The organism is Acanthopleuribacter pedis (assembly GCF_017377855.1).
Taxonomy (GTDB): Bacteria; Acidobacteriota; Holophagae; order Acanthopleuribacterales; family Acanthopleuribacteraceae; genus Acanthopleuribacter; species Acanthopleuribacter pedis.
Genome location: NZ_JAFREP010000006.1, coordinates 321,288 through 337,670 on the forward strand (window position 1 = coordinate 321,288; position 16,383 = coordinate 337,670).

The window sequence follows — 16,383 nt, forward strand, 5'->3', positions numbered from 1 at the left end:
TGAAATGTACCTTAAACAGAATGTATTGATTGAACCCTTGGTAAATCAGTGGTATGCATGGAACCTATTGATAACACCCCATGGCCTCGGCATGGTGCTTGCCAACTATCATAAGAAAATCATGGAATCCTATATAAGATCGCCGATGATGCATACCAAGGCGGTTAAAAATCCCAAAATGATCGGCGGTCCCTTTATGGACCTTGAGGGCGACCAAACCGCGGTCGTCCAGGCTTTACTCGAAAGAACCTTGGCCCAAAACAGCGACGTGATCGCCCTCGCCGAGGCGATTGCCGAAACGGATAAAATCCTCCTTGAGGAAGCCAAAGGCCAGACCTTGGCGCCGATCTACGCGCGCGTGCCCGAGGCACTCAAGGGTTTTGTCGAACTGGGTTACGATCTCAACAACCAACCCTCGCAGCGTTTCCTCGAGCGCTTTCTCTACCAAAGCCCGCTCTACCAGCGTGATCGCCAAAGTCTTGCATTGCAACAGGTTGCCGGCGACGACCGCGCTTTTGTACTGAGCACCCCGCGTTTCCCTTCGCCCACCCAGCTCCATGTACCCATGGCCTTTGACGATCCCGCCATCGATACGTTGTTCAGCATGCGCGAGCAACCCCGCTCCCTGGCGGAACTCGACGCCTGGCTGCCCCCCGATCCCGCCGAGCAACGCTTCTTCAAATCCCTGTTCACGGAAGAAGCACCCACGCTCACGGGTCGTGACCGCGATCAGATCGAAGGCGGGATGCGCGTCAAATACTTTGGCCATGCGACCTTGTTGGTGGAATCGCCCGAGGTCAGCATCTTGACCGATCCGATTGTCAGTTATGAAGTGCCCGACCCGGCCGCGGTGCCCAGGTACACCTACGCCGATTTACCTGAAACCATTGATTACGTGGTGATTACCCACGGTCACCAGGACCACATTATGTTCGAGACCCTGTTGCAGTTGCGCCACAAGATCGGCACCATCGTGGTGCCGCGCTCGAACGGCGGCACCCTTCAAGATCCTTCACTCAAACTGGTTTTGGAATACACCGGTTTCAAAAATGTGATCGAGTTGGATGAAATGGAACGCCTGCCGGTACCGGGTGGCGCCATTACCGGTTTGCCGTTCCTGGGCGAACACGGCGATCTCCACATTCGCGCCAAGCTGGGTTACCACATTCGCCTCAACGAACGCGCGGTGGTTTGCGTGGCCGACGCCAACAACCTGGAACCCAAGATGTACGACATGGCGCGCAAAACCCTCGGTCCCATCGATCAACTCTACGTCGGCATGGAGTGTGCCGGCGCACCCATGTCCTGGCTGTACGGCCCGTTGATGAACAAACCTCTGCCGCGCTCCCAAGATCAAGCGCGCCGGCTCGACGGTTCCGATTGCGAAAAAGCAATGCGGCTCATCGAATCCCTCGACCCCAAAAGTGTCTACGTCTACGCCATGGGTCAGGAACCTTGGCTGACCTTTATTTCCAGTATCGCCTACACCGAAACATCAAAACCCATTGTTGAGTCCAATCAATTGGTGGCGCGCTGCCGCGAGAAAGGGCTTATTTCGGAACGGTTGTTCGGTTGCAAGCAGATCGCGTTCTAAGAAACCGGCTTTCTTAGCAATCAAAAAAAGGCCGGGTAGCAACCCGGCCTTTTTCGTGTTTGCCCAGCGTAGCGGGCAAACACGGCAAAACCTTTAGCGCCGTTCCAAAATGGCGAGCAGCCGCGACAGGTTGCCGGCCAAATGGGGTGGGTTGAGCATGGCGCGGTGGTTGCCGACCCCGTCGTGGACCTGGAAGCGGCCGTTGGTACAGTCGCCCCAACCGCGGATGGTGGCCACGTGTTCGCCGGCTTCGTTGTGGCATTCATTGGGTGAATGTTCCTGAACCAGGACGTCCAGGTCGGCACCAATCACCTCGCGTTCACACAGGTTGCCGAGATAGGTGCGGTAGGCGCGCATTTTCTGGTAGGCCTTCTCCTTCAAGACGTCGCTGCCGACGCCGTCGAGGAACTCGCGGGCCACATCGCGCAAGTCGTCTTCCTTGAAGGGTAAGGGTTGCAGGTAACGGGCGGCGTCGATCATCACCACCTTGGCGACCTTGCGCCCGCGTGCTTCCAGGGCGACGGCGACTTGAAACGCGAGTTTGCCGCCGCCGGAAAAACCCATCAGCGTCACCGCGCCTTGCGGTTGGGTTTCCTCAATAAAACGGCAGGTGTTTTCCATTCGGTCGTCGCCTTCGAGGAAGGTGAAACCGTAGAGCCGGTAATTGCCGAGCCCTTTGGCTAAGTCCATGTACGCGAGAGGGTAACCGGAACCGGGCGGAAAAGCGAAGACGGGGTCGCCACTTGCCTCGGGGTTCATCAAGACCGCGGTTTCTTCCAGGCAACCCGGATCCAAACCACGACCCTTGAGTTCCTTCAAGTCGTCGAGGTAACGCGCCAACTCTCGCAAGGAGTCGGCCTTGTAAACCACCAGGTACGGCACGGACAATGCCGTGGCGTCTTGAATGTCGGCGACCAAACGGGTCACCTTGAGGCTGTGACCGCCCAGGTCGAAGAAGTTGTCGGTTGCCATCACATCGGCTTTGTTGAAGATGCGCGACCAAATGGCGGCCAAGGCTTTTTCCATGTCGGTGACGGGGGGTTCGCCTTCGCGCCGGCGTTCGTTGCTGTCGACCACCGGCGCGGGCAACATGTTGCGGTTGACCTTGCCGTTGGCGTTGAGCGGCATGTCCGCCATCACCGTCACGTGGGTGGGCATCATGTAGGGGGGCACGCGCCGCGCTAGGTAATCGCGCATGGTTAACATGTCCAAATCTTCACTACCGCCGACGTAGGCGTGCAGTTCCTTTTCGCCGTCGACCTCGCGCACCATCACCGCGACCCGTTCCACGGAGGGATGGGTCAGCATCAAATTCTCCAACTCCTCCGGCTCGATGCGGAAACCGCGGATCTTGACTTGGCTGTCGCGGCGACCGAGGAAAGTGAGGTTGCCCTCGGCGTCCCAGCGCGCCAAGTCACCGCTGCGGTAAAGCCGTTCGCCGTTACCGTAAGGGTTCGGTACGAAACGGCTTGCGGTCAACGCGGCGTCGCCGTGGTAACCGTGGGCCAAGCCGTCGCCGCCGATCAGCAGTTCGCCGGGCACGCCAACCGGGCAAAGCGCGTGTTGCGCGTCGAAAAGGTAGCAGGTGGTGTTGGCCAGCGGGCGACCGATGGGGATGTCGTCCTTGAACAGGTTGTCGACGGGGAAGAAGGTGGTGAAGGTGGTGGATTCGGTGGGTCCGTAAACGTGGAACAACTGCAGGTCGGGGAAGCGCCGGCGCAACTTGTTGAAATGGCGCGCGGAAACTTTTTCACCGCCGCTCAGCACGCACTTCAAGTCGGCGAACATGTCGGGTACGGTGTCGACCAAGCTGTTGAACAGCGCGGTGGTCATGAAGAGGTGGGTGATCCGACGGTTTTTAACCGTGTTGGCCAGGGTCATGGGATCTTTGAGCGCGTTTTCGCGCGGGAAACAAATGGTGCCGCCGTTGAGCAGCGGGCCCCATATCTCAAAGGTCGAGGCGTCGAAGGCGAGCGAACCGGTTTGCAGCACGGTATCGCCGGGTTGTAGGTTGACGTAGTTGGTGTTGCACACCAAACGCAGCACGGCGCGGTGGTCGACCATCACGCCTTTGGGTTTGCCCGCGGTTCCCGAGGTGTAAATCAGGTATGCCAAAGCTTCAGGTAACGCCTTGGCGGCGTAAGCCTCGGGCGCGTGGTTTTTCAGCTCGCGACGGTCAAATTGGTATTTGGCCCGTGTGGAAGGGGACGGGCCGGTCTTGGTTTTGTTGATGTGGACCACCGCGTCGAAACCAAAGCGCGACAGTTCGGAGTCGGCCTCGCCCAACATCAGCGAAGTTTCAATCGCGGCAATGGCGGGAATGTCGTGGCGTAGGTCTTCCAAGAAAGCGCGCGACACATAAAGTTCTTCCTCGCGGTCGGTTTTGGTCCGGTAGCCCTTGCCGGGGTTGGCGATCTTAAATTCCGCCAGGGATTGAATGAAGGTCGCTTTCAAATCCTGGTCCCAGAGGTTGCCGAGGAACAACAGGCCGCGATCAGCGAGCAGGTTGACGGCTTTGCGCAGCACGTCGCGCAGGTAGTTGTGGCCGTTGAAGCACTCGATGACGCTGTTGATGATGACCACATCGAAGGTGCCTTCGACCTGATCGATTTCGTGGGCCGGCAAGGCCTGTAAGGTGATGTTGTCCTGACCCAAGCGGGCGCGTTCGCTTTCGGTCCACTTGAGGATGTCGGGCGAAAGATCGGTGCCGTGGTAGGCGGCGACCAGCGGGGCCAGCCGGAACATGCTGATCCCGGAGGCGCAGCCGATTTCCAAGACGCGCGATTGTTTGGTGAGCAGCGGGGTTAGCTTTTGGCGGATGTTTTCGCCGTAACCGTCCATGACCTCGCGGCTGAGCAGTTCACCGGTGTAACTGCTGCGCCAGCCGCCGCCGGAAATGTCGTCGTGGGTTTCGTCGGCCACGTGGCGCCAAACGCCTTGGTCCATGAACCCGATATCGGGTTCTTTTTCCCCGTGGAAATCGGTGCTGTCGGGGCAGAACAAGGTGTGCAGCGCGCTGCATTCCCACTGGAGTTTGTTGAGGGTGGCGATGTCGCGGCGGGCGCCGATCAACATGGGTGCGCCCGCATCGTCCAGGATGGTGCGGATGCGCTGGTAGGGGAAATCGGTGTTGATGGGCAGGTAGGCCGCGCCCACTTTGGTGACGGCCAGGAGGCTGACGGCCAGTTCAATCGAACGGTCCAACATCACACCGACAAAATCGCCCGCGCCGATCCCACGCGAGTCCATGAAGCGCGCGGCGCGGTTGGCGGTTTGTTCCAATTCCGCGTAGGTCAACTGTTCGTTGCCGAAGCGCACGGCCACCGCGTCGGGGGTTGCGGCGGCCTGTTTGGCCAACAGGTTGGGAATGGTTTCTGCGCGAGGGAAATCCCGTTTGGTTTGGTTAAAACCCGCGATTTGATCCTGCAAACTTTCGGTCTCGACATCGAATAGATTAAAGTCGGATAACTTCATGGTTTCTCCTCTAAGCGGCGATATGGCGGCCGGCAATCATGTGGCTAAAGCGTTGGAGCGCGGCCAGATAACCCTCAATCGTTTGCTGCTGGAAACGGGTCGCGTCGTAATTCAGGGCCAGGTGGAATGCGTCTTTTTTGGTGCGGTAGGCGATCAGGGCCAGATCGATGTCGCCGAAGAAGTCGTCCTTGAAATCGGTGCGGTTGGTGAACAACACGTTCGGGGTTGCGGTGTGCGCGGGCAAACTGTCCTGATAGCGCCAGCCGGAGCGGGTCGCGGTGATCACCTGATTCAGCAAATCCTCCACGTCCAACGCACCGCTGAGGTCGACACGAACCGGCATCACCTTGTCGGCCATCGCCAAGCCGGTGGTAAAGGACTGCTGTTTGGTCAATTGGAACAGGAACACCTTAAACAGGGTGTGGCAGACGATCCACACGGTGGTGTCTTTTTCGGTGGCCCAGTTGCGCAAACCCGCGAAGATGCTGTCGGGGAAATGCACATCGACCTTGCCACGTCCCTGGGTGCCGGCTACCGCGTTTTGCGGCAGGCGCAGCGGTGCAGGCGTATCCTGCAACACCTTTTCCCAAAAGGCTTTGCCTTCGGCGTCGGCGGGATCTTCCCAGCAGTTGGTTTTGAAGACCTCCATCAGCGCCGGACGCACGGTTTCTAAATCCGAGGGGCGGTCGGTGAGACTGTCGAACAACAGGGGTTTGGTGATTTTGCCGAAGGAGATCAACTGATCCGGGGTCAAACCCTTGGAGACCAGGTAGGAAATGCCCCACAGGCTGAAGCCGTACAGGCTGATAAAGGTCGAATTACCAATGCTTTGGTACATGTACTTGGCCCAATCCATGGCTTCTTCCCAATTCATGCCGGCGTGGCTCCAGGAATAACCGGCGCCTTTGAGGTCAAATTCGGCGTGACGTCGGTGAATCGGTGCCGAGGTATCGTGGAAGTAAAGCTGCACGTTGAAAAAGGTGGGCGCGGCTTCTTCAATAAAATGAATGGTGTTGAGGATGGTTTCCTTGCTTTCGCCGGGGAACCCGCAAATCAGCGAGGCGTAGGACATAATGCCACGCCGTTTCAGTTGGCTAATGCCCCATTTATAACGGTCAACATCGGCGCGTTTGTTCATAATTTTGAGAATGGTGGGGTCGCCCGATTCAATGCCGAGCAACACGCCGACGCAACCGCTGTCGGCCATCAGGTCGATGGCTTCCTCGTCGACGTTGGCGACGCGCAGGAAAGAAACCCAGCGAAAGTTGAACTGGTTCTCGATCATCATGCGCAGCAGTTTCTTAAAGCGGGGAAGGGGTACGTTGAAGGTGTCGTCGATGAACACCAAATCGGTGGTGCCGATCTCGTGCAAATAGGTGAGCTGGGTTTGGATCGCCTCAATGTCGTTGACCACGTGGGGGCCGGCCAAAACCGGGTACTGGCAAAAGGAGCAGGAATAGGGACAACTGCGCGCGGTGCGCAGATAGGTCAGCGGGCGCAAGGCGTTGGGATCAAAGGTGGTCCAGTCGACGATGTTGCTGTTGAGATCGTTGTTTTCGATTTTGCGTTCGGTGGGGCTGAAGGATTCGTCGTCGGCTCGGTAGGCAAGGTTGTTGACACCCGCCAGGTCGTTGCCGTCGCGCAGGGCGACCAGCGTTTGGTACAGTGTTTCTTCGCCCTGGGAATCAATGATGTACACATCGCCGCCGGTTTCCTTGAGTACAAAAGACAAGGTTTCCCAATCGTTTTGCAGGTCGGCGTGAACGTTGTAGATGTGGGGGCCGCCGATGATGATTTGGGTGTCGGGCGCGTGTTCGCGGATAAAGGCCACGATTTCCCGGATCGGGCTGTTGTCGATGTAAAAGGTGGTGGTGATGGCGACGGTGCGTGGTTTGCCCGCCAAGAGCGCCGCGAACTTGGCTTGGTCGCGGTTGAAAAAGTTCACCAGGTCCACGTTGAGCCCGCGTGTGTTGAGGTAGCTGCACAGGTAGTGTGCACCCAACGCGGGTGCCTCGAACACGTTGAGTTTGGGATCGTTGCCGGTGGCCTCCACAATCATGTCGTTGAGTACTTCCATAAAAGTGACGCGCCGGCCGTCCTGTAGGATCGAGTTGGTTTTTACCTCGTGGTAGCCGCCGGCGCGGTGTTCAGTCGCCTTTTGGCGCGCCGAGAAGTCGTTAAAATCAATGTCGTTGTAACCGACAAGAATACAATCGAGTGGGGTCGAAGCGTTCATGGTCTCTCCTCCGAGCTAGTGCTTCTCGGTATGGGGTTCGCGCACAACCGCTTCCGCAATCCGAGCCAACGCGGTTAAATAACGCTTAATCGTCGAGGGTTTAAACAGGGCGGTATCGTACTCCATGGTGAAATGGAGTTGCCCCCCTTCTTCGAGGACATAGAGGGTGAGGTCAAATTTGGTTGTGTGGAAGCGCAGCGGGATTTCACGTGCCTCGCGCAGAACGGTGGTACCGGCGCCGTCCGCGTCGGTCACCTTGCCGACCATGGCCACGTCCAAGCGCAGGTCGGCAAAACTTTGGAAGCCGTAAATCACGTTAAACAAGGTCTGTCGGTTGCCGTCGCGCTCGGGATTGAGGTCCGCGACCAGGAGATCGAGAGGGTAATTCTGATGATCGAAGGCACCGTTTACGGTTTCGATCACCGACTCCAACAACTGCTCAAATTCCATGCCCGCGGTGAAGCGGGTGCGGATCGGCAACAGGTTCACAAAAAAGCCGATCAGGTTTTGCAAATCGGCGTGGCCGCGGTTGGCGAGTGCCATGCCGACCGAAAGGTCGTCGCGACCGGTGAGTTTGTAGAGGAACAGGTTCAGGACCGCCAGCACCACGTTCGAAACCGTGGTGTGTTTGCGATTGGCCAACCGGTGCAGGCCGGCCAAGACCTCGGCCTCGACGCGGTGGTACACTGTATCGCCACGGAAGGCGGCGTCCAGGGTGGGCGCGAAATCGGTGGGCAGCTGAAGCGGCGGCGGTGGATCGGCCAACTGTTCCAGCCAGTAGGCCTTTTCCTTTTTAAAGGTTTGCCGCGACTGCCATACCGCAAAGTCCTTGTACTGAATGCGCGGCGGATTGATCGGCGCGGGCACCCCGTGATCGTGGGCTTGGTAGCGCGACAGGATTTCCCGATAAATCACGTTCATCGACCAACCGTCACCGATGACGTGGTTGATGTTGAGCAAAAGCACCGCGCGTCCCTCTGCCAAGTACAGCAGCGCCACGCGCAGCAGCGGTGGGGAGGCTAGGTCGAAGGGTTGGTGGGCGTCTTTTTCGCAATATGCGCGCGCCGCCGCCTCGCCGTCCTCCGCCTCACGCAAATCGACCTCGCGGATGTTAAAAACCGAGGGCGGGGCGATTTTTTGGCGCGGTTCGCCGTCCACCACGATGAACCCGGTGCGCAAGGCCTCGTGGCGGTGGACCATGTCGGTCAGTGCTTTTTTGAGGGCGTCGGCATTGAGCCCGCGTTCGAAGACAAACGCCTTGGGCATGTTGTAGGCCGTGGTCGCGCCGGCGCCGCCCATCATTTGCAGCGACCACAACCGTTTTTGCGCGTGAGACAACACGTAATCTTCTTGCGGCGCCACCGGTTCAATGCCGATGTATTCGCTTTTTTCGGTGGTATGAACCAGTTCCGCCAACCTGGCCGGGGTCGGCTTCTCAAAAAACGCCCGCAGGGGAACCTGAACCTGGCGGCGGCGATGGATTTGTGCCAATACCTGCATGGCAACCAGGCTGTGGCCGCCCAATGCGAAGAAATCATCGTTGCGGCCGACGCGTTCCACGCCCAGGACCTCCGACCAGAGGGTGGTGATGTCCTGTTCCAGCGCATCCACCGGCGCTTCAAAGGGGCGTTCCGTCGCCGTGATGCCGGGCAAGGCCGCGCTGTCGACTTTGCCGTTGACGGTGAGCGGCAAGGCGGCCAAGGGGATCAGGTGCGCGGGCACCATGTAATCGGGCAGGGTTTTGCCGAGTTGGTCGCGCAAACCCTGGAGCGAATCACCGGCGTGCGCCGGCACGACCCAGGCGACCAAGGAGGGCCCCAATTGCGGATCCTGCAAACAGGCCACGTGGGCTTGGCGCACGTTGGCCAACGCGGTCAGGCGCGCTTGAATTTCGCCCAACTCAATGCGGTAACCCCGCACCTTGACCTGATCGTCGCGGCGGCCCAGGTACAGCAGTTCGCCGTCGTCGCGGCGGCGCACCCAATCGCCGGTTTTGTACAAGCGGGTGCCGCCCGCGTGGGGGATAAACCGTTCGGCGGTTAAATCCGCCCGTCCCCAATAGCCGCGCGCCAAACCCTTGCCGCCCAAATACAGCTCACCTGGCATATCAAAGAGGGTCGGACGCTGCCAACGGTCCAACACGTGCGTGCTCATGTCGGGCATGGCGTTGCCGATGGTGATTTCCTCGTCCTCGGCGCCAATGCTTTTGATCACACAACCCACCGTGGCCTCGGTTGGGCCGTACTCGTTGAAAATCGCCATCCTCGGATTCAGCCTGCGCAGGGTGGCCACGTGGCGGTTGAGCAGGGCCTCGCCGCCGACAATGGCGCGTTTCACCGGGCTGCTCTGGATCGGCAAGTGATCCAGCAAGGCGATGTGGGACGGGGTCAGCTTGACGCTGTCGATGCCGTGCGCGCCGGACAGGGTTTCGGTCAAAATGTCGTTGAGCGGTTGCTTCGCATCGAACAGGTGCAGCCGCTCGCCGCGCAGCAGCGGCAGGAATAAACTGCTCAGGGTGAGGTCGAAGGCAATCGAGGAATACAACCCGAAACAACCGCCGCCTTCGGCAAAGTACAGCGCCGCGGCGTGCGTCAGGTAATGGTGCAGGTTGGCGTGGCTCATGGCACAACCCTTGGGTTTGCCGGTGGAGCCGGAGGTAAACAACACATAGGCCAAAGCATGACCGTCGACGCGAGGTAAAGCCGCGTCGCGCTCCGGCAGGCCGTGGGTGACGTCCATACAAGGGGTTTCGGGCAGGCGTTCGCGCAAACCCGGCTCGCTGAGCACCAAACGGCAACCGGCCTCGGCGGTGATCAGGTGCAGGCGTTGGTCGGGATTGGTCGGTTCCATCGGCACAAAGGCGGCACCGGCTTTAAGCACGGCCAAAATCGCCGTCATCAGATGGGGCGCGCGATTCAGCAGCACGCCGACGCGATCTTCAGGTTGAATGCCGTGTTCGGCGACGAGGAAGCGGGCCATCCGCTCGGCGGCGCGGTCCAATTCGGCCGCGCCGATGGTGGTGCCGTTGTGAGAAAGCACCGGCGATTGGGGATTTTTGGCGACGCGCGCGTCCCAAAGATCGAGTACGTTGGTGTTGCGTTCAGCGACGGTTGTCTCGATGGGTTCCGTCTGGGCGGGTGCGCCATCGAGCGTTATCAACGGGTGTTGCGGCTCGGCCAAGACCGCGTTGAGCGCGACCCGGTAGTGCTCGGCGACGGCGCGTAGCCGGTCCTCGTCAAACCGTTTGCGGTTAAACGTGATGCGCAACTGGAGCTTTTCGCCGGGGATGAAGATCAGGTTGAAATCGTAATGGGTGTGGTCGTGTACCTGCAGATCGCTGACGGTGAGCGGATCGCTGTTGTCCTTTACCTGCTGGGCGGGTGGGTAGTTTTCGAAAATGAGCAGGTGGTCGAAGGTATCGCGGCCTAGCGGCGAAAGCACCTGTAACTCGGCCAAGGGCAGGTAGTGGTAGGGTTCCGCGGCCAGAGCGTCGCGTTGAACGCGGCCGACCAGATCGGCGAAGGTCTCGTCGCGGTGGACCTGGACGCGCACTGGCACCGCGTTGATGAACAAGCCGATCATTTGATCGGCGCCGTCGAGGTGGGGCGGGCGCCCGGAAACAACCGCGCCAAAGCAGACATCGTCGCGGTCGTTGAAGCGGGCCAGCAGGAAGGCCCACAACGCTTGGCACATCACCGCGGTGGTGGCGCTCTGGGCCGCGGCCATGGCGCGCACCGCGTGCAGCGGAGCCAGGTCCAAGGTGAATTCGCCAAGGTCGTAACCGGCGTCCGGTTCCGGCCGGCCCAGGGCGTTCATGCCCGTGCGTTGGTCGTGGCCGGCGAGGTGGCGCGTCCACCAGGCACAGGCCGCGGCTTTGTCCCAGCGGGTCAGCCAGGCCAGGTAATCGCGGTAGGGAGGCACCTCGGGCAGCGTCGCCTCCGTGCCTGACGCGGCCGCGTCCATCAACAAGCCGCACTGGTCGAAGAGGCGGCCCATGCACCAGCCGTCGAGCACGATGTGGTGGAAACGCCAAACGACCTGGTGGGTTTGTTCATCCAGACGAATGATGGTGAAACGCAGCAGGGGATCGCGTTCCAGGTCAAAGCCGCGACGGCGGTCTTTTTCGTAGAAGGCGTTGAGCTCGCTTGCTTGGTTCTCAAGGCCGCGCCAATCACGCACGTGAAACTCGGGATCCCGTTTCTTGAAAACAACCTGACGCGGGGTGGTCACCTGGCGATGGAGGAAGGCGGTGCGCAAGACGGCGTGGTGATCACAGAGTTGGTGCCATGCATGGCGGAAGGCGTCGAGTGGGAAGGGGCCTTCGATGCGATAGCTCATTTGCAGGAAGTAGGCGTCGCTTCGGTTGTCGACGAGGGACTCGAACAGCAAACCTTGTTGCATCGGGGCGAGCGGTACGATGTCCTCGATGTCGGCGGCGTTCAGCGCGTTTTGGGTGAGCAGGTTTTGGTAGGCGGGCAGATCCAAGTCGCACGCCAGAAAATCACTGGGCGTTTTCTCCGCCTGTTCCCTGGCGCAGCAGAACCGCACCAGCAGGGCCAGTTCATCGCGCAGCGCGGTGAGCAGCGCGGTCATGGCCTCGGCCTCGTAGCGGCCGCGGTCATAGGTGAGGGTGAGCTTGAGTTTGCCGTTGACGACCAGGCCGCCGACTTCCAAGTCGTTGCCGCGGCGCAGGCCGACACCCATGTCGCGGCCGACCTGTTCGTCGGCGTCGGCGAGCGGCCCGTCCTCGCCGGGTGTGTCGAACACGCCGAGGTAGTTAAACGCCAACCAGGGTTTTTCCGCCGGGGTCATCGTGGCGGCCGTTTCTTCCGTGGCCAGGTAACGCAAAACACCGTAACCACCGCCCTTGTGGGGTACCGCGCGCAGATGTTCCTTCACCGTTTTGATTTGCGTGGCGAGGTCGCCCTCGGCAAGCTCGAGCAGGAACGGGAACATCGTGGTGAACCAGCCGATGGTGCGGTCGACCGGCGGGCCGTTGGGCAGGGTTTCGCGGCCGTGGCTTTCTAGCGTGATGCGGGTGCGGTGTTCGCCGAGGCGGCCGTGAAGCGCGCGGGCCAGGGCGGTGAGCAAGAGGTCGTTGATTTCGGTGTGGAAGGCCTTGTGACTGGGACCGAGCAAGTCGGCGGTGCGCTCAGGTGAAAGCGAAACGCCGGCTAAGGCTGAATCGCCGACGCGGTTGTCGCCCGCTACTTTGGTCGTAGGTGGTGGCGCCGCTGTTGCGGCGGCCGTTGTTTCCCAATAGGTGCGTTCGGCGTGGAGGTCGGAATCGGCGGCGCGGCGCACCAGCGCCTCGGACCAGGTTTGGAAGGAGGCGGTTTTGGGACCGAGATCGGTCGCTTGGCCCCGTTCGGCTTGGCCGTACGCGGTGGTCAGGTCTTCCAACAGAATGCGCCAAGAGACGCCGTCGACGATGAGGTGATGGGCGGCGAGCCAAAGCCGGTCCCCGTCGGGGAGGCGGTAGAGCACCGGGTTCCACAGCGGCCCCGCGCCGAGGTCAAAGGCCGCGCTCGCTTTTTCGCCGTGTTCGGCCATGGCCGCGGCGGGATCGGCGTGTTCGGCTGGATCCACCAGTTTGAGGTGCGGCGGTGCCAGGTCGGCATAGGCCTGTTGCACCGCGCTGTCACGCACGGTGAAGGTCAGTCGCAAGGCGTCGTGCCTGCACCACAGTGCATCGAGTGCCTGCTGGAGCAGTGCGGTGTCGAAGCGGGGTTTGCCTCGTAGCAACACCGATTGGTTGAAATGGTGGTGGTCGCGGTCCTGGTGCTGAAAGAACCACTGCTGAATCGGCGTGAGCGGCACCGTACCCTGGACCGGACCGGTTTCGGTTTGATCCGCTTGCGCCGTGAGCAGCGGGGCCAGGGCTGCCACGCTCGGGTTGGCGAACAGATCGGCCACGTTCAAACGCAAGCCGTGGCGGCGCATGCGGCCCACCAACTGGATAGCGATGATGGAATCGCCGCCCATTTCAAAGTAGGCGTCGTGGCGGCCGACCCGCGCCACGCCCAGCAATTCGGCCAAGGCGTCGGCCAGCCATTGCTCCCGTTGGTTGCGCGGCGCCGCGTACGCGGTCCCGGTTTCGGTTTGCGCAAAGGGATCGGGCAATGCGTTGCGGTCGACTTTACCGTTGGCGTTCAGCGGGAATTGCGGCAGCACGACCAGGTAACCGGGGTGCATGTATTCGGGCAGGTGCGCGTTGAGGAAGGTGCGCACGGCGTCCAGGTCCTGAGCTTCCCCCGGCTGCCAGACCAACCAGGCACACAGGCGCAAGTGTCCGGCGGGGTTGCGGCGGGCGGCGACCAAGACGTCTTGCAGCGGCGCGTGGTCGCGCAAAGCGGCTTGTACCTCGCCCGGTTCAACGCGGAAACCGCGAATTTTTACCTGATCGTCGACGCGACCCACGAACACCACGCGCCCGTCCGCTTGCTGACGCACCAAGTCGCCGGTGCGGTACAACCGTTCGCCCAGGGTGGTGCTGAAGGGGTGGGGCACAAAACGAGCGGCGGTCAGGTCGGGTCGGCGCCAGTAACCGCGCGCCAAACCGTCGCCGCCGACGCAGAGTTCGCCGACCGCGCCCGGCGGCAACAGGTTGCCGTGGTCATCGAGAACCAGACAGGTGCTGTTGGCGATGGGCCGCCCAATGGGGATGACCGAGGCGCGACGTTCGGCGGCCATGGCTTCGAAGGTTGAAAAGGTCGTATTTTCGGTGGGGCCATACACGTGGGTCAGGTGGCAGAAAGGATAACGCTGCATGAAGCGCGTCATGTGCCCGGCCGAAACCGCCTCGCCGCCGGTCATCAGCGCGCGCAGGGCGGGCAGGTCGCCGACGGGTTGATCAACCAACTGCTTGAACAAACCGGTGGTGAGGAACAGGTGGGTGACGGCGTGGGCGCGTGCCGTTGCGGCGACTTCCTCCAGGGAGAAGGGCGCGGGTTTCATCAACACGACCGTGCCGCCGTTGAGCAGGGGACCCCAGATTTCCAGCGTCGTGGCGTCAAAGGCGGAAGCGGACAGGTGCAGGAACACTGTTTGCGGGGTGAGGTCGGTGTAGTCGGTGTTGCGTACCAGGCGTACCACCGCGCGTTGGTCGACGGCCACGCCCTTGGGCCGACCGGTGGAACCGGAAGTAAACACAATGTAAGCCAAGCTGTTGGGCGAGACCGGCACCGTCACGGGATCCGCCGCCGTCTCGTGAGGCGCGTTGATCGCCACCAAACGCTCGGCGGCGACGGCTTGCGCCGGTGGGGCTGTTTGATCGTACAGCACCGGCTCGGCGCCGGTTTCCTCGAGGAGCAGCTTAAGGCGTTCCAGCGGGTAACCGGGATCGAGCGGGACGTAGGCGCCGCCCGCTTTGAGTACCGCCAACATGCCGACCACCATCGCGGGTGCCCGGCCGCAAAACAGACCGACGGGCTGATCGGGTCGCACCCCGCGTTCGATCAAATGGGCGGCCAAGCGGTTGGCGCGATCCGCGAGTTCGGCGTAACTCATGCGCGTGTCGCCGCAAACCAGCGCCGTTTGGTTCGGATGGGCCGCGGCCGCGGCGTCGAACAAGGTCGCGATGTTGCTGTCGCGGGGATAGGGCCGGCTGGTGGCGTTCCAGATTTCGTTTTGCATGGCGCCGTGGTTCGGGTTGATTAGGGTCAAGCGGTCGAGGGCGTCGACGCCCGCGGCCAATTGCGCCAGCACCGTGTTGACCGCGTCGGAAAGCATGGTGACCGTGGTCGCATCGAACAAATCGGTGCTGTATTCAAAACTGCCGACCAGGCCGTCGTCGGCTCGCTCCAGCGCCAGGGTCAGGTCGAACTTGGCGGTGGTAACCGCCGTGCGCAGTGGTTCCAGGCTGAGGCCGTTCAGGTGTTCCTCGGCTTCCGGGGCATTGTGCAGCGCGAAGGCGACTTGGAAAAATGGATGGCGGGCCGGGTCCCGTTGGGGTGCGAGTTCGGTGACAATCTGTTCGAAGGGCAGGTCTTGGTGGCCGAAGGCGTCCAGGGTTTGGTCGCGGAAGCGGGCCAGCAGGTTGCTGAAACGACGGCTGCCCTTCATTTGGAAACGCAAGGGGACGGTGTTGATGAAAAAGCCGATAAGGGTTTCCAACTCGGGTCGATTGCGCCCCGCGACCGGGGTACCGATCACCAAGTCGTCCTGGCGTGCCACGCGGCCGAGCACCAGACCGTAGGCGGCGGCCAGCACCATAAACAAGGTGGCTTCGTTTTCTTGGGCCAGGGACTCGAGACCGCGCGTGACCGTTTCGGGGACGGTCGCGCGCAGGACCGCACCGCGATGGGACGGGTGCGGCGGGCGCGGCCGATCCGTGGGCAGGTCCAAATCGCGGCTGTCGCCCAAGGTTTTGCGCCAGAAGGCGGTGTGTTCCGCGTAGCGTTCGCCGACCAAGGTGGCCCGCTGCCACACGCTGAAGTCGCCGTATTGCAAGCCGAGTTCCGGTAGCGGGGAGGGTTCGCCCGCGACAAAGGCGTTGTAAAGGGAGGCGAGTTCCCGCGCGAACAGGCCCAACGACCAGCCGTCGCAGACCAGGTGGTGCAGGGTAAACAGCATCACCCATTCGTCCGTGCCCGTGTGCAGCAAGCGGAACTGCAGCAAGGGACCGCGTTCCAAGTCGAACCGCAACGAACGCATTGCTTCGGCGTGGCGGGCCGCCTCGGTGTCGCTTGTTGCGTCGCGTAAATCGACCAGCGGCAAGGCCACCGGTGCCGCCGGCTTCACCTCGGCGACGACCTGACCGTCGACCTCGCGAAAACAGGTGCGCAACACCTCGTGGCGGCGCACGATTTCGTCCAGCGCCGCGCCCAATGCATCGCGGTTGAGGTCACCGCGCAAACGCAAGGCGGTACACACGTTGTATACCGTGCTGTCCGGGTCGAGGCGGTGCAACACCCACAACCGGTTCTGCGCGAAGGACAGCGGGGTGGGTGCCGCGGGATCGCGTGGCGCCAAGGTCGCGGTTTCCATCACCGGATCGGGCAATTCGTCCGCGAGCAAGAGGTCGAGGAGGGCAAGGTCGTCGTCGTTTTGGGTGAAATCGATCATCGGGGGATCCTCG

At 61.4% G+C, this 16,383-nt stretch carries 4 protein-coding genes; 1 reads left to right on the top strand and 3 read right to left on the bottom strand.

Going from position 1 to position 16,383, the window contains the following annotated elements; translation table 11 throughout:
- The first annotated feature begins 4 nt into the window (after positions 1-4).
- Complete coding sequence (locus J3U88_RS09290; protein ID WP_207856579.1) at positions 5-1,594, top strand: MBL fold metallo-hydrolase; 1,590 nt, start codon at positions 5-7, stop codon at positions 1,592-1,594.
- 93 nt (positions 1,595-1,687) lie between these two features.
- Here the strand turns inward: J3U88_RS09290 and J3U88_RS09295 are convergent, their stop codons facing one another.
- Genes J3U88_RS09295 through J3U88_RS09305 form a run of 3 tightly spaced genes read right to left on the bottom strand, consistent with a single transcriptional unit; the run spans position 1,688 to position 16,370 of the window.
- Positions 1,688-5,068, bottom strand: a complete 3,381-nt coding sequence (locus J3U88_RS09295; protein ID WP_207856580.1) for an amino acid adenylation domain-containing protein — start codon at positions 5,066-5,068, stop codon at positions 1,688-1,690.
- Between the two features lie 10 nt (positions 5,069-5,078).
- Positions 5,079-7,304, bottom strand: coding sequence for a radical SAM protein (locus J3U88_RS09300; RefSeq protein WP_207856581.1), 2,226 nt, complete (start codon positions 7,302-7,304; stop codon positions 5,079-5,081).
- Positions 7,305-7,319: 15 nt separating this feature from the next.
- Positions 7,320-16,370 (bottom strand): non-ribosomal peptide synthetase, encoded by a 9,051-nt coding sequence (locus tag J3U88_RS09305; RefSeq protein WP_207856582.1) that lies wholly within the window; start codon positions 16,368-16,370, stop codon positions 7,320-7,322.
- Positions 16,371-16,383 lie beyond the last annotated feature (13 nt).

Bases quoted from the DNA above. Each gene is read 5' to 3' on its own strand.
- J3U88_RS09290 (WP_207856579.1), top strand. From the start codon at position 5: ATGTACCTTAAACAGAATGTATTGATTGAACCCTTGGTAAATCAGTGG.
- J3U88_RS09295 (WP_207856580.1), bottom strand. From the start codon at position 5,068: ATGAAGTTATCCGACTTTAATCTATTCGATGTCGAGACCGAAAGTTTG.
- J3U88_RS09300 (WP_207856581.1), bottom strand. From the start codon at position 7,304: ATGAACGCTTCGACCCCACTCGATTGTATTCTTGTCGGTTACAACGAC.
- J3U88_RS09305 (WP_207856582.1), bottom strand. From the start codon at position 16,370: ATGATCGATTTCACCCAAAACGACGACGACCTTGCCCTCCTCGACCTC.